Annotated in this window: 24 protein-coding genes, 3 pseudogenes and 1 riboswitch; of the genes and pseudogenes, 6 read left to right on the top strand and 21 right to left on the bottom strand. The window is 33.8% G+C overall.

What is annotated here, in order from left to right:
* Positions 1-93: 93 nt before the first annotated feature.
* The gene (locus tag STRUR_RS08300) at positions 94-1,728 is read right to left on the bottom strand and encodes a putative polysaccharide biosynthesis protein (protein WP_006740234.1); all 1,635 of its coding nucleotides are present in this window, start codon (positions 1,726-1,728) and stop codon (positions 94-96) included.
* 86 nt (positions 1,729-1,814) lie between these two features.
* Here STRUR_RS08300 and STRUR_RS08305 point away from each other — a divergent pair, with 86 nt between their 5' ends.
* The 5 genes from STRUR_RS08305 (at position 1,815) to STRUR_RS08325 (ending at position 7,245) form a co-directional block, all read left to right on the top strand.
* Positions 1,815-3,281, top strand: coding sequence for a UDP-N-acetylmuramoyl-L-alanyl-D-glutamate--L-lysine ligase (locus STRUR_RS08305; protein WP_006739649.1), 1,467 nt, complete (start codon positions 1,815-1,817; stop codon positions 3,279-3,281).
* Positions 3,282-3,469: 188 nt separating this feature from the next.
* Positions 3,470-4,252, top strand: a complete 783-nt coding sequence (locus tag STRUR_RS08310) for an ABC transporter ATP-binding protein (RefSeq protein ID WP_006739293.1) — start codon at positions 3,470-3,472, stop codon at positions 4,250-4,252.
* Positions 4,253-4,272: 20 nt separating this feature from the next.
* Complete coding sequence (locus STRUR_RS08315; RefSeq protein ID WP_006738884.1) at positions 4,273-5,202, top strand: iron-hydroxamate ABC transporter substrate-binding protein; 930 nt, start codon at positions 4,273-4,275, stop codon at positions 5,200-5,202.
* Positions 5,203-5,218: 16 nt separating this feature from the next.
* Positions 5,219-6,235, top strand: coding sequence for a FecCD family ABC transporter permease (locus STRUR_RS08320; protein ID WP_006740434.1), 1,017 nt, complete (start codon positions 5,219-5,221; stop codon positions 6,233-6,235).
* The gene (locus tag STRUR_RS08325) at positions 6,232-7,245 is read left to right on the top strand and encodes a FecCD family ABC transporter permease (RefSeq protein ID WP_006738993.1); all 1,014 of its coding nucleotides are present in this window, start codon (positions 6,232-6,234) and stop codon (positions 7,243-7,245) included. Before STRUR_RS08320 ends, STRUR_RS08325 begins: the two co-directional genes overlap by 4 nt.
* A gap of 83 nt (positions 7,246-7,328) precedes the next feature.
* On the opposite strand, the gene STRUR_RS11360 is transcribed toward STRUR_RS08325, so the two are convergent.
* The 17 genes and pseudogenes from STRUR_RS11360 to STRUR_RS11550 form a co-directional block, all read right to left on the bottom strand.
* Positions 7,329-7,553, bottom strand: a complete 225-nt coding sequence (locus tag STRUR_RS11360; RefSeq protein ID WP_006740756.1) for a hypothetical protein — start codon at positions 7,551-7,553, stop codon at positions 7,329-7,331.
* Positions 7,554-7,585: 32 nt separating this feature from the next.
* Positions 7,586-8,236 carry a DUF1803 domain-containing protein gene (locus STRUR_RS08330; RefSeq protein ID WP_006739062.1) on the bottom strand — a complete coding sequence of 217 codons (651 nt, stop codon included), beginning with the start codon at positions 8,234-8,236 and terminating at the stop codon, positions 7,586-7,588.
* A gap of 71 nt (positions 8,237-8,307) precedes the next feature.
* Positions 8,308-9,243 (bottom strand): manganese-dependent inorganic pyrophosphatase, encoded by a 936-nt coding sequence (locus STRUR_RS08335; RefSeq protein ID WP_006738618.1) that lies wholly within the window; start codon positions 9,241-9,243, stop codon positions 8,308-8,310.
* 91 nt (positions 9,244-9,334) lie between these two features.
* On the bottom strand, positions 9,335-10,123 hold the full coding sequence (gene pflA / locus STRUR_RS08340) for a pyruvate formate-lyase-activating protein (RefSeq protein ID WP_006740142.1): 789 nt from the start codon (positions 10,121-10,123) through the stop codon (positions 9,335-9,337).
* Positions 10,124-10,199: 76 nt separating this feature from the next.
* Positions 10,200-11,534 carry a hemolysin family protein gene (locus tag STRUR_RS08345; protein WP_006739612.1) on the bottom strand — a complete coding sequence of 445 codons (1,335 nt, stop codon included), beginning with the start codon at positions 11,532-11,534 and terminating at the stop codon, positions 10,200-10,202.
* Between the two features lie 82 nt (positions 11,535-11,616).
* Positions 11,617-13,664: pseudogene (locus STRUR_RS08350) on the bottom strand (cation:proton antiporter).
* On the bottom strand, positions 13,664-13,924 hold the full coding sequence (locus tag STRUR_RS08360; protein ID WP_006740090.1) for a hypothetical protein: 261 nt from the start codon (positions 13,922-13,924) through the stop codon (positions 13,664-13,666). The pseudogene STRUR_RS08350 and the gene STRUR_RS08360 overlap by 1 nt, the downstream one beginning before the upstream one ends.
* An 11-nt stretch (positions 13,925-13,935) precedes the next feature.
* Complete coding sequence (mnmM, locus tag STRUR_RS08365; protein ID WP_006739832.1) at positions 13,936-14,481, bottom strand: tRNA 5-(aminomethyl)-2-thiouridylate-methyltransferase MnmM; 546 nt, start codon at positions 14,479-14,481, stop codon at positions 13,936-13,938.
* A 12-nt stretch (positions 14,482-14,493) separates the two neighbouring features.
* A complete protein-coding gene (gene mnmL, locus STRUR_RS08370; protein ID WP_006739211.1) occupies positions 14,494-15,432 on the bottom strand; it encodes a tRNA modification radical SAM protein MnmL/YtqA in 939 nt (312 codons plus the stop codon).
* 54 nt (positions 15,433-15,486) lie between these two features.
* A complete protein-coding gene (locus STRUR_RS08375) occupies positions 15,487-16,137 on the bottom strand; it encodes a phosphatase PAP2 family protein (protein ID WP_006739125.1) in 651 nt (216 codons plus the stop codon).
* Between the two features lie 6 nt (positions 16,138-16,143).
* On the bottom strand, positions 16,144-16,704 hold the full coding sequence (locus tag STRUR_RS08380) for an ECF transporter S component (protein WP_006739292.1): 561 nt from the start codon (positions 16,702-16,704) through the stop codon (positions 16,144-16,146).
* Positions 16,705-16,781: 77 nt separating this feature from the next.
* Positions 16,782-16,913, bottom strand: a riboswitch (FMN riboswitch).
* 86 nt (positions 16,914-16,999) lie between these two features.
* Complete coding sequence (locus STRUR_RS08385) at positions 17,000-17,776, bottom strand: serine hydrolase (RefSeq protein ID WP_126430496.1); 777 nt, start codon at positions 17,774-17,776, stop codon at positions 17,000-17,002.
* A 6-nt stretch (positions 17,777-17,782) separates the two neighbouring features.
* Positions 17,783-18,163 (bottom strand): GBS Bsp-like repeat-containing protein, encoded by a 381-nt coding sequence (locus STRUR_RS08390; protein WP_006740045.1) that lies wholly within the window; start codon positions 18,161-18,163, stop codon positions 17,783-17,785.
* Between the two features lie 42 nt (positions 18,164-18,205).
* Positions 18,206-18,271: pseudogene (locus STRUR_RS12130) on the bottom strand (hypothetical protein); the annotation flags it as partial.
* Complete coding sequence (locus STRUR_RS08395) at positions 18,244-20,043, bottom strand: GBS Bsp-like repeat-containing protein (RefSeq protein ID WP_231288904.1); 1,800 nt, start codon at positions 20,041-20,043, stop codon at positions 18,244-18,246. The pseudogene STRUR_RS12130 and the gene STRUR_RS08395, both read right to left, overlap by 28 nt.
* Before the next feature lie 101 nt (positions 20,044-20,144).
* Positions 20,145-20,669 (bottom strand): tRNA (cytidine(34)-2'-O)-methyltransferase, encoded by a 525-nt coding sequence (locus tag STRUR_RS08400; RefSeq protein WP_006739383.1) that lies wholly within the window; start codon positions 20,667-20,669, stop codon positions 20,145-20,147.
* 197 nt (positions 20,670-20,866) lie between these two features.
* Positions 20,867-21,931 (bottom strand): annotated as a pseudogene (locus STRUR_RS11550) (acyltransferase).
* Between the two features lie 286 nt (positions 21,932-22,217).
* Here STRUR_RS11550 and serS point away from each other — a divergent pair.
* On the top strand, positions 22,218-23,495 hold the full coding sequence (serS, locus tag STRUR_RS08410; protein ID WP_006740128.1) for a serine--tRNA ligase: 1,278 nt from the start codon (positions 22,218-22,220) through the stop codon (positions 23,493-23,495).
* 36 nt (positions 23,496-23,531) lie between these two features.
* On the opposite strand, the gene ldcB is transcribed toward serS, so the two are convergent.
* The 3 genes from ldcB to accD all read right to left on the bottom strand — a co-directional run bounded on the left by ldcB (position 23,532) and on the right by accD (position 25,953).
* Entirely contained in the window at positions 23,532-24,224 is a 693-nt protein-coding gene (gene ldcB / locus STRUR_RS08415) for an LD-carboxypeptidase LdcB/DacB (RefSeq protein ID WP_006739847.1), read from the bottom strand.
* Positions 24,225-24,319: 95 nt separating this feature from the next.
* A complete protein-coding gene (locus tag STRUR_RS08420; protein ID WP_006739078.1) occupies positions 24,320-25,090 on the bottom strand; it encodes an acetyl-CoA carboxylase carboxyl transferase subunit alpha in 771 nt (256 codons plus the stop codon).
* A complete protein-coding gene (accD, locus tag STRUR_RS08425) occupies positions 25,087-25,953 on the bottom strand; it encodes an acetyl-CoA carboxylase, carboxyltransferase subunit beta (RefSeq protein WP_006739659.1) in 867 nt (288 codons plus the stop codon). Before accD ends, STRUR_RS08420 begins: the two co-directional genes overlap by 4 nt.

A 25,953-nucleotide genomic window follows, 5' to 3' on the forward strand; every position in this document is an offset into this window, starting at 1 on the left:
TAATCTTTAAAAATGGCTTTTTGCTATACCAATTTTTGATGACAGTCTATTATAAAAAGCTATAACAAAAAAACAGACATTTTTGTCTGTTTACTAACGTACCTTAAATCTTAACCTTAATTGAGCTGCTTTTTGACCAATAAATTTATCAAGAAGTCGTGTTAATAAAGCTAAGTAACCATAAATACCAATACCTAGTGATCCCAATATCACTAAGTAAAAAACACTGATATAACGATTTGTTACTGGTAATATTAAACCTAGTAAAAAGTAGCCCAATGTCACAACAAGCGCCATAATAGCTGTTAAAATCAGAATCAATAAGCTCGTTCTTCTTATAGGAACCCTATTAAAATGAGTCACTTGATGAAGTCGCTTGTACATAAGATAGATCGGAACGCCCATAGCTATTGCTGTTGATAACAGTGGCCCATATGCATGGAACAAATAGATAAATGGTATTTGAAGTATTATCTTAACAATTAAGCCATAGGCAAAATAAAGCATAGCCTTACGATTTTCAAATAAAGCTTGTAGCATTGGTGCAAGTAAAGTATAAAATCCTAATATCAATGCTTCAATTAGGACGACTATAAATAATCGAACAGCTAAAGGTTCAGCAATACCATAAAAAACAGCATAAAGCGGTTTAGCCAAGATTACAGCCCCTGTGACCGCAGGCAATAAAAAGACAAGAAGCATCTCAATATTATGAATAATCAGTTTTGCTGCTGCCTTCATATCTTTTTTAACAAAATTTTCAGTTAAAAGCGCGATACCAACACCACCAATTGAGCCTGCGACAGCAATTAAAATCATGGTGATTTTTGATGGGTTAGCACTGAAGTAACCAAACATGACCCATAACTCACGACGTGAAAAGTTTGTGAATAGGCTCATTGTGTTGACAAAAGTCCACTGATCAATAATTTGAAAAGCTTGTATAGCACTCCCAATAATAATGAATGGAATGGATTCTTTTAATGTTTCCAGTAATAATCCTTTTACATCTAAATTTAGATTTTGATCACTTTTTTTTAAAATGTTTGCTAATAGATTATTCTTTTGTAAGTAATAAAATAGAACAATTAAACTAGCAATCATCCCAATAAAGGCTGCAAAAGTAGACTGAGTAACAGCTGTAATATAATTACCAGAACCTAATTTCATAATCATAAATGCTGTAAGCAGCATCCAAATCACGCGAACAATTTGTTCTGCTATTTGACTTAAAGCAAAAGGCTGCAAATCATTATAACCTTGAAAAACGCCTCTAATAACGCTCATTGCAGGAAAGACTAATACTGCAAGAGATAGACTATGCATTATTGGTACAAGGTCAGACCCACCACCTGATAATCCAGCAAAAATAGGAGAACCAAAGAACATAATTGCTGCAAAGACAAGTCCTAGGACAAGCATTAGTTTCAATGTGCTCCTAATTAATTGGTAACTTCTTTCTTCTTGACCCATTGAGTTATATTTAGCTACCTGTTTTGCAATAGCAACATTTAACCCAGTAGTTGAGATAAGTAAAAAGTAAGCGTAGATATTATATCCCATATTAAACAAAGCATTAGCTTCAGTGGCATGTTGTCCCATCCAAGCATACCAAGGAATAATATAGAGAGCTCCCAATAAACGACTTACAAAATTTCCAGCTGTCGACCAAGCAGTCCCTTTTACCATCTGCTCTTGTTGACTCATTTTAGATTTTGTCTCTGGCATATTTCCTCTTCCTATCATGTATTCAATTTATTATAAACTTTTGCATGTGACTTGTAAAACAGGAACTGAAAGACTAAAATAGTTATATGATTACAATTGAGAAAATATTAAACATATTAAAAGCGGACCAGAATTTTAGAGAAGTCATCGATAATGATTACTATTATTTCAACTACAAAGGACTAGTATTTCATGATTTAAGTTATGATAGTCGAGAAATTAAAGAAAATACTTTATTTTTTGCAAAAGGCAATCATTTTAAAGCTAGTTTTCTTGAAGATGCCATCCAAAAAGGATTAACATGCTATGTCTCTGAAATTGATTATGGAGTAGCAATTCCAGCAATTATTGTTAATGATGTTAAACATGCTATGAGTTTAATTGCTATGTCTTTTTATGACAATCCTCAAGAAAAACTAAAATTATTAGCTTTTACGGGAACCAAAGGTAAAACGACAGCTGCTTATTATGCTTACAACATCTTAAGTTTATCTCATAAACCAGCTATGTTATCAACAATGAATACAACACTAGATGGGAAAACTTATTTTAAATCAGCTTTAACAACACCAGAAAGTCTGGACCTTTATAAAATGATGGCTCAAGTTGTTGAAAATGGTAGGACACATCTTATCATGGAAGTTTCAAGTCAAGCTTACTTAGTTGGTCGAGTTTATGGATTGACTTTTGACGTTGGGGTTTTCTTAAATATAAGTCCCGATCATATTGGTCCCATTGAACATCCAAGCTTTGAAGATTATTTTTATCATAAACGACTTCTAATGGAAAATAGTAATGCCGTTATCATTAATAGTGATATGGCTAGATTTAATGTTCTAAAAGAACAGGTTATCTCTAAAGAACATGATTTTTATGGCAGTCAATCTGACAATCAAATCCATCATTCTAAGGCATTTTCATTTGAAGTTACTGGCAAATTAGCAGGCCAATACGAAACACAATTAATAGGTTATTTTAATCAAGAAAATGCCTTAGCAGCTGCATTAGCAACATCACGATTAGGTGCTACTTTACCTGATATTCAAGAAGGAATTGCAAAGACAAGTGTTCCTGGACGTATGGAAGTATTTACTCAAGTAAATGGCGCAAAAGCCTTTGTTGATTACGCTCACAACGGTGACAGTCTCGAAAAATTAATCACTGTTGTAGAGGAACATCAAAAGGGAAATATATGGCTTATTCTTGGTGCTCCTGGTAATAAAGGGGAAAGTCGACGTGCTGATTTTGGTCACGTGATAAACAATCACCCACAGCTAAATATTATTTTGACAGCTGATGATCCTAATTTTGAAGATCCTAAAGATATTTGTTCAGAAATAGCGAATTCTATTACCAGACCAGTGTCCATTGAAATCGATCGTGCAACAGCTATCCAACAAGCACTCAGTCTCACGAAAAACGAAAATGACGCTGTCATAATTGCAGGAAAAGGCGCTGATGCTTATCAAATTGTAAAAGGTCAAAAATCAGAATATCCTGGTGACCATATGATTGCAAAACATTTTATTGATTTGGAAAAAAGTGGTAAATAATAACCATTCTAAAGGCTATTTTGAATGATTCTAAATAAATGCCATACAATTCAAATAATTCTAAAAAATTCCTAATAAGGCTTTTGAAAGCCTTTTTTCTATGCTATAATGACCTAAGACTTTCAACAAAAACTCAATAGGTCTTTCAATTTGACTTATTAATAACACATCAATAGAAAGGAGATATTTTGACAGAAGTAAAGGCAGAAAAAATCAGTGTTGGCTATCAAAATGAAAAAATTATTGATCATTTAAGTCTGACTTTAAGGAGCCGTGAAATCACTACTATTATTGGTGCTAACGGTTGTGGTAAATCAACTTTACTAAAAGCTCTAACAAGAGTTCATCCTATTATGGATGGACAACTTCTCATTGATGGTAAAAGCATCAAGACCATGTCCACCAAAGAAGTTGCTAAAAAAATAGCACTTTTACCTCAAGTTTTGGAAGCTACAGATGGCATTACTGTTTACGAACTTGTTTCTTATGGTCGCTTTCCTCATCAAAAATATTTAGGCAACTTAAGCAGTGAAGATAAAGATAAAATTCATTGGGCAATGGAAGTCACTAGTGTGGTAGCTTTTGCAAATATGCAAGTTGATGAACTTTCTGGTGGGCAAAGACAAAGAGTTTGGATTGCAATGGCTTTAGCCCAGGATACTGACACTATTTTTTTAGATGAGCCAACAACTTACCTTGATATGAATCATCAATTAGAAATTCTTGAATTACTCAGTCAACTCAATCAGACTCAAGGAAAAACAATTGTTATGGTACTTCATGATTTAAACCTATCTTCTCGATATTCCCATAACCTGATTGCCATGAAAAATGGAAATATCAAATATCAAGGAAATGCAAAAGATGTCATGACACCAGATATCATAAGAGATATTTTTAATATCGAAGCACAACTCATTGATGATCCTATCTATCATAAACCAACGTTATTAACGTATCACTTATTATAAACCAAAGGGAGAAAAAGATTATGAAAAAGAAAATTAGCCTACTTATGCTGATTTTATCCATTTTTACATTAGCCGCTTGTACATCACAAAATAAATCTAAAGAGAATAACCAAAAAGTAACTATATCTAAAATGCCTAAGATTGATGGCATAGCATACTATGGCAAGGTTCCGGAAAATCCAAAACGCGTTGTCAGTTTAGCTTCATCTTATACTGGTTATTTAGCTAAACTTAACTTTAACCTTGTTGGTGTCACTTCTTATGATAAAAAGAATCCTGTTTTTAACAAATACATTAAATCATCAAAAGAAGTTTCAGCTACAGACTTAGAAGCAATTACAGCACTAAAACCTGATCTTATTGTAGTTGGTTCTGAAGAAGAAAATGTGAAACAATTATCTGAAATTGCACCAGTTGTCACTGTTGAGTACCGTAAACATGATTACCTTCAAGTGTTTAAAGACTTTGGTAAGATCTTTAACAAAGAAAATGAAACTAAGAAATGGCTTACTAATTGGAATAAAAAAACAAAAGAAACAGCTACACAAGTTAAGAAGGTCACCGGAAAAGACGCTACTTTTACAATAATGGGACTCTTTGAGAAAGAAATTTATCTATTTGGAAAAGATTGGGGTCGTGGTGGTGAAATCATACACCAAGCTTTTGGTTACAAAGCACCACAAATTGTTCAAGACCAGGTCTTTAAAAAGGGTTATCTTTCCGTTTCTAAAGAAGTTGTTCCTGAATATGTTGGTGATTATGTTGTTGTCGCTGCTGAAGATAAAAAAACAGGTTCTGCTTTATACGAAAGTGATATTTGGAAGTCAATTCCAGCAGTCAAAAATGGCCATGTCATAAAAGTAAATGCCAATACCTTTTATTTTACTGACCCTATCTCACTAGAATATGAACTAAAAACACTTAAAAAAGCAATACTTGAAACAAAATAGAGACAAGGAGTAAGCAATGACTTCACAACATTTTAAAAAGATAAAAACGAAACAAATCATCTTTAGCTATTTTGTTGTTGCTAGTCTTTTTCTGCTTGGTTTCTATTGTGCCTTAAGATTTGGTGCAATTAATTTATCAAATCATGATTTGGCGAACACCTTAAAGCAACCTTTTCAACAAACCAAATTACAAGATATTATTATTGATATCAGACTTCCAAGACTTATAGCTGCTATTTTGGTAGGTGCTGCTCTTTCTGTAGCTGGTGCCCTTATACAAGGTGTTACCAGAAATCCAATAGCTGATCCTGGGCTACTTGGAATCAACGCTGGTGCCGGACTTGCACTAGTCATCGCTTATGCTTTTTTTCATCATCTCCACTATAGTATGATATTGTTAGTATCAATGTTCGGAGCAAGTTTGACAGCCATCTTAATTTTTATTATCGCTTATCAACCAAAACATGGCTATAATCAAATGAGGTTAATTTTGACTGGAGCTATGATTTCCACTCTCTTTTTAGCTATTGGTCAAGGCATTACCATTTATTTCACATTATCAAGAGATGTTATTGGATGGCAAGCAGGTGGATTAGTTTCTGTTAATTGGGAAATGTTAGCCATTATTTCACCTTTTATCCTAATTAGCTTAATTATCGCTCAATTATTGGCTCATCAATTAACCATCTTAAGTCTAAATGAAACAATTTCACGAAGTTTAGGACAAAATACTCTTGTGGTTACCATTTCCTTATTAGTTATTGTCTTATTACTTTCTTCTGCTGCTGTTGCCATTATTGGTTCTATATCATTTGTTGGACTTATTATTCCTCATATTGCAAAACTTTGCTTACCCAAAAATTACCGTTATATTATTCCTTTCTCTGCTTTCTTAGGTGCTACATTTTTGCTTTGGGTAGACCTTGTATGTCGGACATTAAATCCCCCCTATGAGACACCAATAAATGCTCTTGTTAGTATTGTTGGACTTCCATTCTTTTTATGGCTGGTTCAAAAAGGAGATAATAAATGATTTTTGAAAAGACACAAAAAAGAGTCCTCTTGATATTAATCATTAGTTTAGTGTTCGTGTTTTTGATTTCTTTGGCTATTGGTCAATCTTCTTTTTCGATACAAGACCTTATTGACGTTTTGTTTGGAAATAGCAATAATGCCATGATTTTTATCATTACTAAAATTAGATTGCCAAGACTCTTGGCAGCTAGTATTGGTGGCGCTTCATTAGCTTTATCTGGACTACTTTTACAAACCTTGACCAAAAACCCACTGGCTGACTCAGGTGTTTTAGGAATCAATACAGGTGCCGGAATGATCATTACTTTAGTGATAACTTTCTCTCAAATTGATAGCCCCAAAATGATCCAGTGGTTACCTTTTTTATCAGCTGTTGGTGGATGTTTAACAATTTTATTCGTTTATTTTATGTCACGAAAGAAAAATCATGGTATGAACCCTGTTCGATTAATCATTACAGGTGTTGGTGTTTCAACTTTACTTTCAGGCTTGATGGTTTCGCTCATTGGAAATGTGAATCAATACAAAATGGATTACATTGTTAATTGGCTGAGTGGACGGATTAGTGGTGATGACTGGCAAACACTCATCATAATTTGCCCAATTCTTCTTATTTTTTGGTTATTATCATTTAGTCGAAGTCGTTTTTTGAACATTATGAATCTAAATGATGAAACAGCATTAGCTCTCGGATTAGATTTGCAAAAAGAAAGACTCATTCTTCTTATTTTAGCTACTATTCTTTCAGCTATAAGTGTTATATTAGTAGGTAATATTACGTTTTTAGGTCTCGTTAGTGGCCATATTACTAGACAAATTTTGGGAAATGACCATCGTATAACTATCCCTTGTTCTCTCATGATTGGTGCTATGATTTTACTGATTGCTGACAGTCTCTGTCGTGTTTTATTAGTTGGTACGGACATTCCAACCGGCATTCTTGTTTCAGTAATTGGTGCACCTTACTTTATTTACTTACTGACAAAAATGTCAGTAAAATCAACTTAATAAAAAGTCTCTATTGAAATCAATAGAGGCTTTTTAAAATAAATAGATACATTTTACTAAATAACTCTTACTTCTTTTTCAATTTACATTATCCAATTAAGAAGTAAATAGTAAGAAATCGCAAAAAGAATAAATAGCAATGATTTAGGAAGCGTAATTCTCATCAGATTCATTAAACTAATCTGATAAGACTCTGAAGCCACAGACAGACAAACGTATGTTGGCGAAATTTGACTAGCAGCATGTGCAGAACACATTAGAAGCATCATTAACAAAAAAGTCAGAAATAAGAATATTAATTTTATCATTTTACCCTTTTATTTTATGACACATTTTAAATTCACTTTTTAAAAACTAGATTTTCTTTATCAAAATCCAATAATAGCTCATACTTTCCATCTTCATCTTGTTTGATATAATTTAACACAAGCATTGCTTTGACAAAAATATCTGTCCGTTTTTGGACGACTTTTGGCTTACGATTAAATTTGAGTAAGAAACTGGTCATATACTTAAGAGCATATTCAGGATTGACATCTCCAAGAATTTGGTAGAGTTCTTTTTGTTCTTCGGTGAGATGATAAGCATGTTTGAGTCGATAAAAATAATTAGATAGCGTTAAGGATTCTCTTTGAAAATCTGTTTTTTCTTCAAGAATAACCTGATTGGTTTTATTACTTAGCTCCGTTTTAAAATAGAGTTGCTTTAACGAATTGTATAGCGATGATTGGTCATCAATAAAGGTTAATCGATCAAATGAAAATTCTTCTTCTTTTTTTAAATAAGGAATGTTAGCTTGGTAACGTTTATCTTTACGTTCAATATAACCAGCTTTTATGTATTGATCGATAAAGTGATCCTTTTTGGCTACTTCTGGAAAGTGTGCTTTAATTGCTCTTAAGGTTTGATTTGGATTTGCTTCTAAAAAAACAATTAAATCATAAAAAAAAGGATAACCTGTTAAGCGGTCTGGATTGATAATTGTTAACATAATCTTATTATATCAGATTCAAGGTTATTTTAATTAAAAAAATAAAAAGACAGCTAAACTGTCTTTTTTATTTAGGCTCCAAAACTTTCAGTTAGTTGTGGAACAACTTGTTTTTTACGAGATACCGCACCTGGTAAGAATGCATGATTGTTATCTAGTACAAAATCAAATGCCGCTTCTACTTTTGCTGTATTTGTTCCTAAAGCGAGAATTTCAGAGTTTGAGTTAACAATATCAGTTATCATCAATACAAAGTCAGAATAGCCTTCTGTTTCCATAGCATTTTCAATAGCTACTTCAATCTCTGATTGGCGTTCTAAAACCTCAGCAATATCAACAGTATTGACTTGAGCAACACGAACCTTTGAACCATTTAATTCAAAAGTTTTAGCATCGATATCAATTAATTCGTCAGCTGATTTGCTTGCTAAGTTTGTTCCTGCTTTCAATAAAGAGAGTCCATATTCTTCTAAATTCACACCAGCAATTGCTGCTAATTCTTCAGCTACTTTAGGATCTGTCATATGAGTTGTTGGAGATTTTAATAATAAAGTATCAGAAATTAGTCCTGATAATAATAAACCAGCAATGTCTTTTGGTACTTCAAGGCCATTTTCTTTAAATGAACGATAAACAATAGATGAGGCTGATCCAACTGGTTCTAAACGCATAAATAAAGGATTGGCAGTTTCAAAATTAGCTACGCGGTGATGATCTACGACACCATAAATCTCGACATCACGAATATCTGAAATAGATTGTTGAAACTCATTGTGATCTGTCATAATAACTTGTGTCACACCTTCGGCAGTAGCAGATTCTACAATGCGTGGTGCAGTTACTCCAAAATAATCTAAAGCAAATGCTGTTTCTTCATTTGGTGTACCAAGTGCAACAGTTTCAGTATCTAAGCCGTATGCTTTTTTTGCTAAGTATGCATAAGCATATGATGATGCAATGGCATCAGTATCTGGATTTTGATGTCCGAAGACGAATATTTTTGACATGATTCTACCTCTATTATTCTTATTGACTTTATTGTAACAAAAAAAAAATCTAAAATCAAAAGAGTCAAATAGACTCCCTTAATCTTAGACCTTACCCATGTACACGATTCATATATTCAGTGTAACTTTCTGTTTTCATTAATTTTTTAGCATTTTCAACACGATCTTTTGTTGGTGGCTTAACCCCGGCTAAAGGATACGGTATTCCTAATTCACGCCATTTAAATTCACCCATTGTGTGATAAGGAAGAATTTCAAATTTATCAACATTTTCAAGAGTTGCAACAAATTCACCTAGTTTTTCTAAATGATCATCAAAATCTGTCAATCCTGGAACTAAAACATGTCTAATCCAAACAGGGATTTTCTTATCAGATAGATACTTAGCAAACGATAAAATATTACGGTTTGGTTGACTCGTTACAAATTTATGTTGTTTAGGATCAATTTCTTTAATATCAAGTAAAACTAAATCCGTTACTGCTAACAGTTTATCTAAAATCTTATGATAGGCTTCAGTTGGCCTATAAGTAAAGCCACAAGTATCAAGAGTACAGTGTATCCCTAGTTTTTTTGCTTCTGTAAAGAGGGCTGTTATAAAATCTATTTGAAGCATTGCCTCTCCTCCAGAAACTGTAATACCCCCATTTTTTCCCCAAAAATGCTTGTATTGAAGGGCTTCTTTTAAAACATCATTAACTGTACGGACTGTTGAATTATTTGTTTCCATTTCCCAAGTATCAGGATTATGACAATATTGACATCTCATTTTGCAACCTTGCATGAAAATAATAAAGCGAATCCCTGGGCCATCAACAGAACCAAAACTTTCTGTAGAATGAATCATTCCAGTTACTTGTCCATAATCAATTTCAGTCATTTTAGGCACCTTCTTACTTTGTAAACGTTTTTATATTTCATTATATCATTTTTCAATAAAAAGACTAGGGGGTACCCTAGTCTTCTTCAATATACTGTTCTATATCAGAAACGATAAGTTTTAATTTAGTAATACGACCATCTTTTACTTTATCGTTGATAAGCGTTAAATGCTTTTCTTTACTGTCAAATTCAAAAGATTCTTTTTGAGATTGACTTGGAATAGCGCCAACTCCTGTCAAATAGAAACCAGCAATGGTATCAACATCATCGCTTTCTAATTCTGTATCAAAATATTCGTTAAACTCGTTTAAAGTCATTGTCCCAACAACAAAGTAGGTACTATCGTCTATTTCATGAACAAAATGTTCAGCTTTATCAGTCTCATCATCAATCTCACCAACGATCTCTTCTAATAAGTCTTCTAATGTAGCTAAACCTGCAACACCACCATACTCATCCAAAAGTATTGCCATTTGGTTTTGTGTATTTCGTAATTGTCTTAACAAATCATCAATAAATATGGTTTCTGGAACAAATAAGGGTTCTTGTAAAATTTTTCTAAGGTAAATATTGTCAAAACCATTTTGAAAACCAGCTTCTAAGAGGCGTTTAGTATGAATAAGGCCAATAATCTTATCTTTATCACCATCATAAACTGGAATTCGCGAAAAACTTTGTTTTAAGATTTCTTGAATATTTTCTTTAGTGTCATCATTTATATCTATCATAAATGCGTCTGTACGAGGAACCATTACTTCTCTTGCCATTAATTCATCTAGTGAAAAAATACCTTGAAGCATTTCAATTTCTTCTGCGTCAAGTGTTTCCTCACTATTTGTTAACATGTATTCAATCTCGTCTCTAGTCATCTTTTCATCGGCATCATCGAATTCCATTGGTGTGATTCGACTCAATAAATTGGTAGATGCTGACAACAACCAAACAAAGGGTGAGACTATTTTTCCTACGATTATGATAATTGGAGCTGAAACTACTGCTAGTCTATCCTTAAGATTCATGGCGATCCGTTTTGGATAGAGTTCTCCTAAAACAATTGAAATATAGGTTAAAAAAACAAGTGAAATGATACTACCAGCTGTTTGAGCAGTCTCTGAACCACCCAACCAATTGGCAACCACTTTACCTAGAGAAGCAGATAAACTTGCCCCTGATAAAAGGCCAATGAATGTGATACCAACTTGAATTGTTGATAAAAAATTATTGGGTTCATTAAGAACACTTAATAATCGGACATACTTTTTATCCCCTTCTGCTGCTTTTTGCTCAACTTTTGAACGATTAAGAGATACCAAAGCCATTTCACTAGCTGAAAAGAAAGCATTAAAAAGGGTTAAAATAAGTAGAATAAGAAATTGAATTAATAAGGACTGACTCCCGGGGTCTTCCATTGATTTACTCCTAAAATGATATAGTATGATTATTATAGCATAATTTAATCATAAGTTGATAGAAATGGCAAGCAAATTTAGTTTAGAGAGCCTCTCTCCTCGCAGTGCGTTCACTAGCATCTCTAAGTGAAAATAATTCCAGTTCATTAACTTCTTGTCGCATTTTTTGTGCTTCATGTGGCGTAATGCGTTTATCTTTTTCAAATTCAGCAATAGTTCTTCTTTCCAGATAATATCCCCAAAGTAATTCATCGGTACTTTCAGGTGAAATATTGGCCAGTATCCGATCAACAAATAATCCAGATTTTATCAAATCAGCATCACGAAGGCGTTCGTTTTGAATAAAGTCAACCAAGGTTGCATTATAATAGCCTTCAAGGTCTTCTAGAGCATCCAAAATAACTTCGGTATTATCTAAGAACAAATTAGAAAGGTTATCACGCATTTCTTCATTTAGAAAAAGATCATGTTGGTTTTTTAAGAACCAAAGTCTTTTTAAATTTTTAAAGGTGTAAAGTTCATGAAACACACCTCTAATAACCCGACCTAAAATAATGAAACTATAGGAAAAACTTGACGTAAAACTTCGATTAACTTGTCTTTCTAAAAGTTTAATATATTGCTGGTAAATACGATATTCTTTAATATCAATCTGCTTTTGAGCAAATGCATTTTCCAAACCATCACTCTCAATACCAATCATCCAAAGTTGAAGTTCTGCTAAATCCTTTTTAACTTGATTTGATTCTTGTTCTAGAATTAAACTTTTAATTCGTGTGTTATAGTTATCCATGACAGCATAATAAGTCGCTTTTGTGGATTGATCATAGCTATCGTTTTGCAATGTATCAAGAACTTGTGAGAAAATTGAAATTTTTAATATATTATCAACGACTTCACTATGATTTGGTGCCAATCTAGGAATCATAAAAAGGCCAATCATGAAACTTAGAAGAGACACTGAACCAACAATAAATAATATGATACTGTATTGTTTAGATGGTAATTTTGGTAATAGTAGAATAGTCGCAATAGAAACACTACCTTTAACACCTGAAAATGTAAGTAAGAGAATATCATGCCAATATTTTTTGAGGTGTTTGCGAAATTTGAAACTTCGATAGGCATAAAATGTTGTGATGAAGACAAATCTAGTTAGAAACAATACCATAGTCAAGAAGACAACAATTACCAATAATTGAACATTACTATAAATGGTTTGTTTGATAGCTGGAGACAAAATTGAAGGCAATTCCGCACCAAAAATTAAGAAGACAAAACCATTCAACATAAAACTAACCGTTCGCCATAAAATAGTTGTTACTCGATCCACTTGATCATCAAATAATCTTGCTTTTTTCAAGCGACTAGCCTGTAGTAAACCAGCAACCACTACTGCAATAATCGCCGAAAAATCTAAGATATTAGCAATAAAATAAGCAACAAAAGGGAGAGCCAATTCAAGTAATAATGCACCTGTCACATCTGCCGCATCAAATTTTTCTAAAACTGCTAAGAAAAACCGGTTTAAAAGGGCAAAGAATAACCCAACACTAATGCCACCAATAATGGCTAATAACAGTTGAGAACTAGCTTGAAAGATAGAAAAATACCCAGTAGTCAAAGCAGATATAGCAAATTGAAAGGCGACAAGGCCACTTGCATCGTTCAAAATCCTTCAAGTTTTAATATATTTTCGACCCGCTTTGGGAAATGAAAACGTTTAGACATCGCAATGAAGGCAACAGCGTCAGTTGGTCCTAAAGAAGCACCAAGCGCAAAACAGGCTGCCAAAGGTAATTCAATCGGTAGTATACTTTTTGCTACCAACCCTATCACAATTGTTGTTAAAAAAACTCCTGGTAAAATTAAATACAGGATCATAGACCTGTATTTTACTAAACTTTTAAAATGTGTTTCTTGACCTTCACGAAAATTTAAGGGGGCAATCACAAAGGCCAAAAAGAGTTCCGGATCAACACTAATGCGGTTCCCATTATTCATAAAACCAAATGCAAGTCCAAAAACTAATTGAATAAAAGGTAGAGGAATTTTAGGAAACATTCGATTAATCACATTAGAAATAATCAAAGCAAATAAGAAGACGATAATTAAAATTGCTAGATTCATTACCCCTCCTTCTTATTTGCTATCAATTGTTTAAATTGGTCCTTTGTTTCTTTTATCTTCTGGTAAATTGCTTGAATATCTTTTTTCTCAAAACGTTTTTGACATCTTTCTTTTTCAAGCATCATTAATTTTTTCTTTAATTTGGCAATTTGTTTTTGATTGCCATTTGATTGAAAGGTTAAATCTTGTGATTCACAAGGATTGTATAAATAACGTTGACGTAATTGTTCAATACGATCTGTAACAGTAGTATTAGTCATTTTCTTTTCCTTTATCCTAATTTTTCAATCATTACCAAAAATGGTGGTGTGTTTTTTTGATTGAGTGGTGCATAAGAACTAACAGCAAATTGCTGTTGATCTAAAGAAGACACAAATTCTAAAACAGCTGACTTCTCATCATTTCCACCTTCATGTCCATAATACACCATAACAGAGACTCTTCCTCCTATCTCAAGTAGTTCTAAAATAGTGGAAATAGCAGTAATTGTCGTATCTGATTGTGTAATAATTGATTTATCTGCATTTGGTAGATAACCTAAATTAAAAATAGCTGCTTTTATCGGTCTATCAATATAATTACTGATATTCTCATGACCATCACGTATTAGTTTAACATTTTTTAAGCCAAGATTTAATAATTTTGTATTGGTTTTTTGGATTGCTTCTTCTTGAATATCAAAAGCATACACATATTTTGAAATGGCTGCTAAAAAGGCAGTGTCATTGCCATTTCCCATCGTTGCATCAACAACAATGCTTTCTTTATCAATCACTTGACTTAAAAAATCATGTGACAATTGAAGAGGACGTATCACTCTAATTTCTCCTTAAATAATTTCACTATCTGCTATACGACAACCTTGATAACTATCTCTTCTTTCCATTTCTTTATCAATGGCGTTAAGAACTTCCCATTTATTTAAACTCCACATAGGACCAATGAGCATATCTCTTGGTGCATCACCAGTAATTCTATGAATAACAATGGATTTTGGGATAATTTCCAGTTGATCACAAATGATTGAAACATATTCTTCTTGACTGAGTAGTTGTAATCGACCTTCATGGTAATCACGCTGCATTCTAGTATTTGTCATCAAATGCAAAAGATGTAATTTGATACCTTGAATATCATTATCTGTTACACATCTTCTAACATTTTCCAACATCATTTCTGGTGTTTCCCCAGGTAAACCATTAATGAGATGTGACACAATTTCGATTTTTGGAGCCATTTGACGAACACGCTTAACTGTTTGAACGTAAAGTTCATAGGAGTGAGCACGATTAATTAATCTTGATGTTTCTTCAAAAGTTGTTTGTAGCCCAAGTTCAAGTGTTACGTGCATGCGATCACTTAAACTTGCTAAATAAGCAATCGTCTCATCTGGCAGACAGTCTGGTCTTGTTCCAATATTAATACCAACAACTCCAGGCTCATTAATAGCTTGCTCATATCTCTCTCTAATCACATCTACACGTTCATGAGTATTGGTGAAATTTTGAAAATACACCAGGTATTTTCTAACTTCTGGCCACTTACGATGCATAAAATCAATTTCATGATAAAATTGCTCTCTGATTTGTGCGTCTGGTGCAACAATGGCATCTCCTGAGCCAGAAACTGTACAAAACGTACAACCACCATGAGCTACAGTTCCGTCCCTATTTGGGCAATCGAACCCAGCATCAATTGGTACTTTAAAAGTCTTTTCACCAAATAATTCTCTGTAGTAGTCATTTAAAGCATTATACCGTTTTTTCATATATTATATTTTAACATAAATTAAAAAATAAAAAACAACTCAAAGAGCTGTCTTTTAAGGTTGTTTTCCTCTGAATCGCCAATTAAAGCGTCGCTTATCATAGTAAGGAAATCCCAAACAGAGAACACCATAACCAAGAATGAAACCACCCAAAACATCACTTGGGAAGTGTACACCTAAATAAATTCGTGAAAGGCCAACTAAGGAAATCAATAAGCCTAATAAGCATTCAATAGCAAATCTTAAGATTCCTTTTTTCAATCTCTGATGAACTACAATAATAAGTGTTCCTATTATGATCATGCTTCCCATTGAGTGTCCACTTGGAAAAGAATAGCCTCCAGCAAATACAAGATGCGTAATGGTTGGTCTTACGCGTTGATATAAAAGTTTTAAAGTCATTACGAGTAAACCAGCTACTACTCCATTAATTGCGACATAGGCTGACTCAACATACCATTTTTTGAGATAAAAGAAGATAGCTAAAATAACAACAATTCCAAATTGAGTAGCCACATTTCCTGTAAGTGTAATCAGTTTAAAAAATTGTGTCACATTTGCTGGTAAATCTGCTCTAACTTCTGTTTGAATACTTGTGTCAAATGAAACTAAACTCTCAGGGTAAAATTTAACCAAATAACCAAGTAAAACAAAAAGTAAAAAAGCAAAGGAAGCCTGTAATAAATAGATTTGTTTTTTTTGCATATAATATTAATGATATCTTTCTAAAATGGGTTTTATTGCCATATACACAAAATAGAAAACTATTGCAAATATCAGTCCTTCAATAAAGTTAAAAGGCAGCACCATTGTAAAGAGGTACTTGCTAAGACCAATAAATTTAGCAATGTCAAAATTTGCAAATTTTGCGTAAAGTGGCACAGCATAAAATAGATTTAAGAGCAACATCGCTAGTGTTAATAATGCTGTTCCAATAATACTGGCTGTCATGTAGTGTGATTTTGTCTGTGATTTTTTCCAAAATAAGGCAAAAGCAAATAAAAATAGAGCAATAGCAACAATATTCATGGGTAAACCAATAAAATCATTAACACCTTTTCCATCAAGCAATATCTTTAAAAGACTTCTAAAGAATAAAACAAGATAGGAACTTTTGAGATCAAACAAAACCAAAGCGGCTAACATTGGAATAATGCTAAAATCTATTTTCAAAAAGCTGGCTGCTGGCATAATCGGAAAATTAAACAGCATAAGAATAAATGAAATGGCTGATAGACTTGCTATAATAACCATTTTGCGTGTATTTGTCATAAAAAAATTCCTCCAATTTTAACAAATTGAAAGAAGTTCCTTCGTATTAGATGTCACAAAAAAAGACAGCTAAAAAACCCGGTCTCCTCCCATCCAGACTTTACTGTCGGTTGTGGATTTTCACCACATCAGCTTTTGCTCGCGGACTTTTGACTTTTATGATATCAATCACCGCCGGTCGGGAATTTCACCCTGCCCTGAAGACAGTTTTAGCATATCAAATTTATCACAATCAATCAAGTATTTTATACTAAAAAAAAGACGCTAAGCGTCTTTTAATATTTCATTTTTAAAGCTATGCCATAACCGTAACAATTGATTTACCAAAGTTAGCAAACACTCCTGTATTACTAACACCATTACTTCCAGTATGTTGTGTCAAAACACCTACAATATAAGTTTTACCATTTACTTTGATTGCAGCTATATCATTTTCAACACCAAAAGTACCATCATTTCCTGGTTTATCCCAAGTTTGTGCTTGACTTTGAATACTTGCTGGTAACCATAATTTATAGTAATTATTTGATAAGTCAGCTAACATTGTTGGTTCTGCAGTTGTATTTTGAAGTGTATTATTGTAAATATTTTTCAAAAGGTCAACAGCTTCATGAACATTAATATAATTTTCTAAACCGGCATCAATCTGAGATTGAATCCTCATATATCGATTTAGAGTTGTTTGAGTATAACCCATGCGCCTAATTTCAGCATTAACAGCAGAAACGCCACCAATTGCACTAATCATGATATTTGTCGCTGTGTTATCAGAATATTGCACCATAAATCTTGCTATAGTATCAAGACTATATGTTTGACCAGCTGAATTTGCTAAAGCAGTTGAAGCAACAACAATATCTGATGATTTAACAGTGTAATTACTTGACATATTAAGTTCACCTCGTTGAGCTTTTTCATAGGCTGAAGTCAAAATAAAGAGCTTTATCGTAGATGCTGAACGTTGTGATACTGTTTCTCTTGATGCAGCATACTCTACACCATCTGAAGATGTAATGAAAAATGATTTATCACCACCAAGATTTCCAAATTGCTTATTATATAATGCTAAAATAGCATTTTATTCATTCTGAACATCAATTCTCACTGTCTTAAGTTTAACGGTCGTTGTTTTTGCTGTTAAACCTTTCAAACCATTATTAGTATCATAATAGACGTGAACATTATAGAGACCAGGTAAGTAAGAATGACTTGATAATCTGGTGATAATTTTATAAGAGCCATCTGATTGTTTACTTGCATTTTGCCATTCAATATCATCTTGACCATTTGCTTCATTCCATACCACCACTTTAACTGCTTTTAAGCCATCTTTTGTTGCCGCATTAGTAATCGTAGTCGTAAAGGTATAGTCACTGTTATCGATATCAGAAATCGTTACAGTTCCTGTTATTTGTGGCGTTTCAGCAACAGCAAATGATGTTGTTGTTAAGCCAACCAATTGGTTATTACCAATTAAACTATTTCCATAGATGTGAACAACATAATTCCCAGTTTCTAAATTATGATCAGCTAAATTAATTAATGCTGTATAAGACCCATCTCCTTGTTTTGTAGCTTTCGTCCATTTAATATCATTCTGACCATTTGCAGATGTCCAGACTGGTACAATGTGATGTATTGCGGCGTCTCAGTTACTGTTACTTGATAATGTGTACTATCAGTTTGCTGAACTGATACTTTTGCACTCGGATTAGGAATGGTCACTGTACTACTCTTTAAGCCATGGCTACCATTTTCAAAACTATAGGTATCAATGCGATAATCGCCATAACCTTTATGATTGGTAAATGGAATGAAAGCCTTACCTGTCGCATCTGCCTGATACCACTTAAGATCATCCTGACCGTTGACAACTGACCACACGGCAAATTTAACCTTTTGATAATTGGTGACCATATTCGAAGTGACCTTAACATTTATTCCACTATCAGTCATTTGTGTATCCACTTCAGTCTTAAGACTTGGTTTTGTGATTTGGTAGGCACCTAGATTTGTTCCTACTTGACTACCATCACTGTACTGCGTATAGACATGAACACGATAAAGATCTGTAGTATTACTCAAATCTGCTATATTAATAACTTGACTAGCTTGATTATTCTTAAGAACTGGTGTGTACCATTTAAGATCATCTTGACCATCAGTCTCTGACCAAGCTGCGATACTCACTTTGGTAATTGTTTTGGTACTACTTGTTCCTGTGACTTGGACGGTAAAGCTCGTCTTATCTTGTGCATAGTCAACAATGCTAACTTGTGCATTTGGTCGTGTATCCACATTATCATAACCAGTTACGGTTAAACCAACTTGACTGCCTGTTATCGTACTTTGGCCATAGATATGAATATTGTAATGACCCATTTCATTATGATGATCAGCAGTATTGACTGTTACTTGGTAATGGCCACTAGCTACTTGTATCGCTTGATACCATTTGAGGTCATCTTGATTATTTTGACTTGTCCAAACAGGGATACGGACTGCTGTGATAGTAGAAGGAACTTGAGTGACATCAATTTGAAATTGGGTGTCAGATAGTTTCGTCACCTCTGCACTGACTTGTGGTTTGGGAAAACTAAGTGTCAAGGCACTGACACCTGTCATTTGACCATTGGTCCTTGTATAAGTATTAACATGATAAAGACCGTATTCTCTATGCTTAGTTAAATCAACATAAGCTGCGCCTAAATCTGAGGCTTTATACCAAACCAAATCATTTTGAGCATTTTGGTCTCCCCAAACTGCAAAAATAACGTCGGTTCCTGCAGTCATTTCCTTTTGGTAGGTGATGTGTAGTGTCTTATCACCTTCTATGGTTGCCGTCACTGGAGCTTGAACTGGTTCTGTCGCTTGTGCTTGAGGACTTGTCGCTAAGACACGAGCTTTCACAAAACTTTGCGTTTGACTATTAATAGCACTAGAACTAGCTGTTTCTGAAGTGACTGTGTTAGCTCCTAAATTAACCTTGTCATCATTAGCCGTTTCGGAATCAGTAAGAGTTTGAGATTGACTCTCAGCACTACTCGTAGACGTTTCCCTACTATCAGAAGTGACACTCGCCATTTCTTCAGAACTTGTTGTCACTTCAGAAGAATGATCTGTCGTCACAGCTGTTTCATCACTTTGACTTGATGAAATCGTTGAAGTCTGCTCGCTACTTGGTGTACTTGCACTGGATTCTGTAGTTGTGGGATTAATCATCGTAGTATCACTACTGTCAGCTAAAATAGTAGCTTGGTGTGTTCCTAATATCGCAACCGTTGCAACACTGGCAATCACCCAGTGTTTTTTTGACTTATACATTTTCTTTTTTATCATTAAATACTCTAAACTTTTAATTATCTTTAGTTTAACGATTTTTAAAGTTTCTGTCAATTTCATTTTACTGCTAGAAAAAAAGCAAGATTTTCATCTCGCTTCTACTTTAATTTATCTTTGGCATAGGTATGACTGAGTTCCAAATTTGGAAACGCCTGTTGTCTCAAAGCCTCATAAACAATCATACATACAGTATTTGAGAGGTTTAAACTTCTAACATGTTCATCATTCATCGGAATTCGGATAGCTTCTTCAGCATGTTTTCTCATAAATCCTTCAGGAAGTCCCGTATCTTCACGGCCAAATAGAAAATAGTGGCTTTCACCATCATTATAATCTTCTTGACTATAAACATGCTCTGCAAATTTACTCACTAAATGAAGTTTTCCATCAACCGTTTTGATAAAATCATCGAGACTATCATAATAAGTAATGTCTAGCTTATCCCAATAATCTAGTCCAGCACGCTTCATCTTTTTATCATCGATTGGAAAGCCCATAGGCATAATAATGTGAAGTGGTGTATTGGTTGCAGCACAAGTTCTTGCTATGTTACCAGTATTTTGTGGAATTTGAGGTTCAAAAAGAACCACATGATTTTGAATTGATTCAACATTCTGAGACATTAGTTTTTCCAATCTATTTGCTTTTTCAAAATAAAAACCACACTGCTCGGAGTCTAGCTCAGCAAACAATGTGGTTAGCGGTGATTCGCAACCTTAAATCATAACAGGTTTGATTTAAACTAACGAATGCTTATTTGTTATTATAACACTATAATATGAATTGTCAATGCTTAAACCATTTCTTTCTTAATGATATCTTAAATATCTTGAAAAGGTATTTTGTCATCTAACCAGTTCAAAAGTTTATCGACTTTAATCACATGGAAGAATTTTTGTCTTAAGAATTCAACGACAAATGCGACAAAATAGATAGCCAATGCAGATCCTAGAATAGTTAGTGGATAAATAAAGATAGATTGATTGACAAATGGTTCAGCAAAATCACGCATGTAATATTTAACCAATAAAGGATGTAGGTGACATAAATAGACGCCCAGAGTTGCTGGTGCAAGAGTCACTATAAATCGATGCCAAAAACCTTAAGGTTTAATATTAATTTTTGCAAATAAAATGAACAGGCAAGTAGCACCAATTGTTAGTGTTGGTGAAACATACCAATACCAAATATCACCAACATTAAATTTCATGATAAAAGTAGCTATAAGTGACACAAAATAAACTAATCAAAGTTTTTTGACTGAAAATTTGTCTAAATCGATTCTTTGAAGATAAGCACCAATAATATACAAAATAATAAGCCAAGTCATTTCAAAACCTTTACTCAAGGAAAACCCATCAACTCTATTATTCATCAAAGCAGGTGATATAGAAAAAACGATAAAAAGTAGAAGAGCGGTTTGCTTCAATTGTTTATCACTTAAACTATTAATCCCACGATTAATAATTGGCATAAATATAAGTAAGCCAAAGTAAGCAGTGATATACCAATATTCTTGTGAAACAATTGGGAAAAAAGCATGTTTCCAGTTCGTTAAAGTTACTGGAAACCCTGAAAATGTGAAGATACTTGTAACACTAAAAGTGTAAAAAAAGACTTGAAGCCAAATTGAAGCTATTTTAGAATAACGATACCTTGAGTGAACACCAACATAACCACTAATCAAAGCATAACAATTGACAGCTCCATAAACCAAGACTTGGATGATCCAAGTGACAACAAAATAAGCATCTGTGTCACCTTCAACACTACTTCTTAAACCACCTTTACCTAAAACGTGCGTAACAACAATCATAAACATGGAGACAATTCGTAGTAAATCGAGACCATAATTTCTTTTTTGGGAAAATGTAAGATTCTTCATATGGCTATTATTCTAGCATAAGATATTATTTTCCACCAGAAATCTATTTAGTTGGAGCTTTTATTTTTTATTTTTTTCTGATATAATTAGCCTAACGGATAAGTAATCTTTTAACTTTTTCAGAAAACTTGCGGATGCTGTGAGCAAGTATGGTGACAAGATGAAATTCTACCGTTTTATTATTTTTGATACCAAATAAAGTGCACGACAAGTGAAGCTGGATGGAACCGCGCAATAGCGCTCCAGCAAATACTTGTCGTCTTTTTTTAAAAGGAAGGATAATCTTATGCTTGATTTAAAACGCATTCGTACAGATTTTGACCAAGTTGCTAAGAAATTAGCAACAAGAGGTGTCTCACAAGAAACACTTTCAACATTAAAAGAATTAGATGAAAAACGTCGTCAACTTCTTATCAATTCAGAAGAATTGAAAGCTAAACGTAATACAGCATCAGCTGCTATTGCTCAAGCTAAACGTAACAAAGAAGATGCTAGTCAACAAATTTCTGAAATGCAAACTGTTTCATCTCAAATCAAGACTGTTGATAATGAACTAGCTGATATTGATGATAAATTAAAAGCTATGGTAACTGTACTGCCAAATACTCCTCATGATTCTGTACCAGAAGGTGCTGACGAAGATGAAAATGTGGAGGTTCGTCGCTGGGGAACTCCTAAAGAGTTTACTTTTGATGTCAAAGCTCATTGGGACCTTGGTGAAGACTTAGGTATTCTTGACTGGGAACGTGGTGCAAAAGTCACTGGTTCACGTTTTCTTTTTTACAAAGGGCTAGGAGCACGTTTAGAACGTGCACTATACAGCTTTATGTTAGATGAACATGCTAAAGAAGGTTATACAGAAGTTATCCCACCATACATGGTTAATCATGATTCTATGTTTGGTACAGGTCAATACCCAAAATTTAAAGAAGATACCTTTGAATTACAAGATTCTGATTACGTCCTCATTCCAACAGCTGAAGTTCCATTAACAAATTACTATCGCAATGAGATTATTGATGGTAAAGAATTACCAATCTACTTTACTGCAATGAGCCCATCATTTCGTTCTGAAGCTGGTTCAGCAGGCCGTGATACACGTGGCTTAATCCGTCTACATCAATTCCACAAAGTAGAAATGGTCAAATTCTCAAAACCCGAAGATTCTTATGATGAATTGGAAAAAATGACTGCCAATGCTGAAAATATTCTTCAAAAATTAGAATTACCTTATCGTGTTATTACATTATGTACTGGAGATATGGGCTTCTCAGCTTCAAAAACTTATGACTTAGAAGTATGGATTCCAGCTCAAAACACTTACCGTGAAATCTCATCATGTTCAAATACAGAAGATTTCCAAGCACGTCGTGCTCAAATTCGTTACCGCGATGAAGCTGATGGTAAAGTTAAACTTTTACATACCTTAAATGGCTCTGGACTTGCAGTTGGTCGTACAGTTGCCGCAATTTTAGAAAACTACCAAAATGAAGATGGTTCAGTATCTATTCCTAAAGTTCTCCAACCTTACATGGGTGGCGTTGAAGTTATCAAACCTAACTAATTATAACTAAAAAAAGAAGGCATTTGCCTTCTTTTTTTAGTTATAATTGCCTCCAGTTATACCATAGTATTCTTCTAAACTAAGTCCACTTTTTGCAATTGCTTTAGCTTCTTTACCAATATAACGTAAGTGCCAACTTTCAGCTTGATAGCCTGTAATGGACTCTTTAGATTTTTGATATCGAACAATAAAGCCAAAATCTGAAGCATGCTCTAGTAACCATTTTGAAGCATTTGTTTCCTCAAGAAGATTTCCTTCATTATCAATCAAATCAAATGCCAATCCTGTTTGATGTTCACTATAACCTGCTCTTGCAGAATAGGTATCCGCTTGCTCTTTACCATCTTTATTAACATAAGATTGATAAAGTTGAGTCTGTGTTTCATAGCTTCTATAACCACTGTAATTCTGACTCACATCATATCCCAAGGATTGCATTTTTGAGATAAGTTCCATAAGAGCTGCTTTGGCAGTTGCATTTTCTCCAGGTGCATAATCAGCAGATAATGGATGTTTTTTATTAACAATAATGATTTCTTGACCATATTTATTGGTTAAACTATAATAAGAACCTTTTTTACTTAGTTTATACTTCTTGTTTGTGGTTGAGGTTCGACTTGATTGACTAGTACTTGATTCTTTATGTTTGGTTTCAGTAGATGTATTGTTTTGACAAGCAGATAAAATTAGGGGTATAAGTACTAATAAAAGTCGTAAGTATTTCTTCATTTTTTACTCCAATTTCAATATAGTGTTTTTATTATAGCACTTTTTTTAATCTAACTCTTAAAAAGTCATACAAAAAAGCCCTTTTTAGGGACTCTTTAAAATTTTCTAAAACGTTCATAACGTTTTTCAAGTAATTCATCTAATTCAAGTGCTTTTAAGCTAACTAATTCTTCTATCAAAGCTTGTTTCATCATATCGACAATTTCACTTGAGAAGTAACCATGTTCAGGAATTACTTTATCAACAACCTTCATATTATAAAGTTCAGAAGCTGTTATTTTCATTAACTCTGCTGCTTCGGTTGCTCTAGAGCCGTCTTTCCAAAGAATTGATGCAAATCCTTCAGGACTTAATACAGCATACATAGTATGTTCTAACATCCAAACCTTATCAGCAACTGCTAGTGCAAGTGCTCCACCAGAACCACCTTCACCTATGATAATAGAAATGATTGGGACTTTTAAATCACTCATTTCAAGTAAATTCTTAGCAATAGCTTCGCCTTGTCCTCTTTCTTCAGCACCAACACCTGGATAAGCACCAGCTGTATTGATAAATGTTATCACTGGTCTTTTAAACTTTTCAGCTTGTTTCATAAGTCTCAATGCTTTTCGATAACCATCTGGATTCGGTTGTCCAAAATTACGTTTCAAATTGTCTTGAAGATTGGATCCTTTTTGAATCCCTACTATTGTCACAGGTTGTCCATGCAGTTTTGCAATGCCACCAACGATTGCACCGTCATCTGAAAAATGACGGTCACCATGTAATTCCATAAAATCATCAAAAATTAAATCTGCATAATCTAAAGTTGATAGACGGCTTTGATCGCGAGCTTCTTTTAATATTCTTGCGACTCCACTCATTTTTCACCTCCATGAAATGCTAGAAGTTTTCCGATAACTTCAGGTAACTCTGTACGTTTTACTATTGAATCAACAAAGCCATGCTCTAATAAAAACTCTGCTTTTTGAAAATCTTCGGGTAAGTTTTCACGAACAGTCGTTTCAATAACACGTCTTCCAGCAAATCCAACCAAAGCTTGCGGTTCAGATATGATAATATCCCCTTCCATGGCAAAGCTTGCGGTAACCCCACCAGTAGTTGGGTCAGTTAGTACCGTTAGGTAGAAAAGGCCTTGATTAGAATGCTTTTTGACAGCTGCTGAAACTTTTGCCATTTGCATCAAACTCATAATACCTTCTTGCATACGAGCACCACCAGATGCCGTAAAAATAACAACAGGAAGTTTTTCATGAATGGCTAACTCAAATAATCTCGTTATTTTTTCACCAACAACGGTTCCCATACTAGCCATGATAAAATGAGAATCCATAATAGCTAGGGCTACTTTTTGCCCTTTAATAAGAGCTTTCCCAGTTAAAACAGCTTCATCTAGGCCCGTTTTTTCACGTGTCTTAGCTAATTTTTCTTTATATCCTGGAAAATGAAGTGGATCTTTTGTTTCAATGCCTGTAAATAATTCTTCAAATGAATCCTCATCAACAGTAATTGCCAATCTTTCCTGTGCTGAAATTCTAAAATTATAAGAACATTTTGGACAAATTTTTGCTAACCCAAGATCTTTTTGATAAATCATATGCTTACAAGCTGGGCATTTAGCAAATAATTCGTCTGGCACTTCAGGTGTCTCACGTGGTGTTGATTGGTATATAGAGTTGTTAGGCGTTATTCTGATATACTTATTTTTATTATTAAATAAAGCCAT

The organism is Streptococcus urinalis 2285-97 (assembly GCF_000188055.2).
GTDB classification, from domain to species: domain Bacteria; phylum Bacillota; class Bacilli; order Lactobacillales; family Streptococcaceae; genus Streptococcus; species Streptococcus urinalis.

Bases quoted from the DNA above. Each gene is read 5' to 3' on its own strand.
- STRUR_RS08300 (WP_006740234.1), bottom strand. From the start codon at position 1,728: ATGCCAGAGACAAAATCTAAAATGAGTCAACAAGAGCAGATGGTAAAA.
- STRUR_RS08305 (WP_006739649.1), top strand. From the start codon at position 1,815: ATGATTACAATTGAGAAAATATTAAACATATTAAAAGCGGACCAGAAT.
- STRUR_RS08315 (WP_006738884.1), top strand. From the start codon at position 4,273: ATGAAAAAGAAAATTAGCCTACTTATGCTGATTTTATCCATTTTTACA.
- STRUR_RS08320 (WP_006740434.1), top strand. From the start codon at position 5,219: ATGACTTCACAACATTTTAAAAAGATAAAAACGAAACAAATCATCTTT.
- STRUR_RS08325 (WP_006738993.1), top strand. From the start codon at position 6,232: ATGATTTTTGAAAAGACACAAAAAAGAGTCCTCTTGATATTAATCATT.
- STRUR_RS11360 (WP_006740756.1), bottom strand. From the start codon at position 7,553: ATGATAAAATTAATATTCTTATTTCTGACTTTTTTGTTAATGATGCTT.
- STRUR_RS08330 (WP_006739062.1), bottom strand. From the start codon at position 8,236: ATGTTAACAATTATCAATCCAGACCGCTTAACAGGTTATCCTTTTTTT.
- STRUR_RS08335 (WP_006738618.1), bottom strand. From the start codon at position 9,243: ATGTCAAAAATATTCGTCTTCGGACATCAAAATCCAGATACTGATGCC.
- pflA (WP_006740142.1), bottom strand. From the start codon at position 10,123: ATGACTGAAATTGATTATGGACAAGTAACTGGAATGATTCATTCTACA.
- STRUR_RS08345 (WP_006739612.1), bottom strand. From the start codon at position 11,534: ATGGAAGACCCCGGGAGTCAGTCCTTATTAATTCAATTTCTTATTCTA.
- STRUR_RS08360 (WP_006740090.1), bottom strand. From the start codon at position 13,924: ATGACTAATACTACTGTTACAGATCGTATTGAACAATTACGTCAACGT.
- mnmL (WP_006739211.1), bottom strand. From the start codon at position 15,432: ATGAAAAAACGGTATAATGCTTTAAATGACTACTACAGAGAATTATTT.
- STRUR_RS08375 (WP_006739125.1), bottom strand. From the start codon at position 16,137: ATGCAAAAAAAACAAATCTATTTATTACAGGCTTCCTTTGCTTTTTTA.
- STRUR_RS08380 (WP_006739292.1), bottom strand. From the start codon at position 16,704: ATGACAAATACACGCAAAATGGTTATTATAGCAAGTCTATCAGCCATT.
- STRUR_RS08395 (WP_231288904.1), bottom strand. From the start codon at position 20,043: ATGATAAAAAAGAAAATGTATAAGTCAAAAAAACACTGGGTGATTGCC.
- STRUR_RS08400 (WP_006739383.1), bottom strand. From the start codon at position 20,669: ATGTCTCAGAATGTTGAATCAATTCAAAATCATGTGGTTCTTTTTGAA.
- serS (WP_006740128.1), top strand. From the start codon at position 22,218: ATGCTTGATTTAAAACGCATTCGTACAGATTTTGACCAAGTTGCTAAG.
- ldcB (WP_006739847.1), bottom strand. From the start codon at position 24,224: ATGAAGAAATACTTACGACTTTTATTAGTACTTATACCCCTAATTTTA.
- STRUR_RS08420 (WP_006739078.1), bottom strand. From the start codon at position 25,090: ATGAGTGGAGTCGCAAGAATATTAAAAGAAGCTCGCGATCAAAGCCGT.
- accD (WP_006739659.1), bottom strand. From the start codon at position 25,953: ATGGCTTTATTTAATAATAAAAATAAGTATATCAGAATAACGCCTAAC.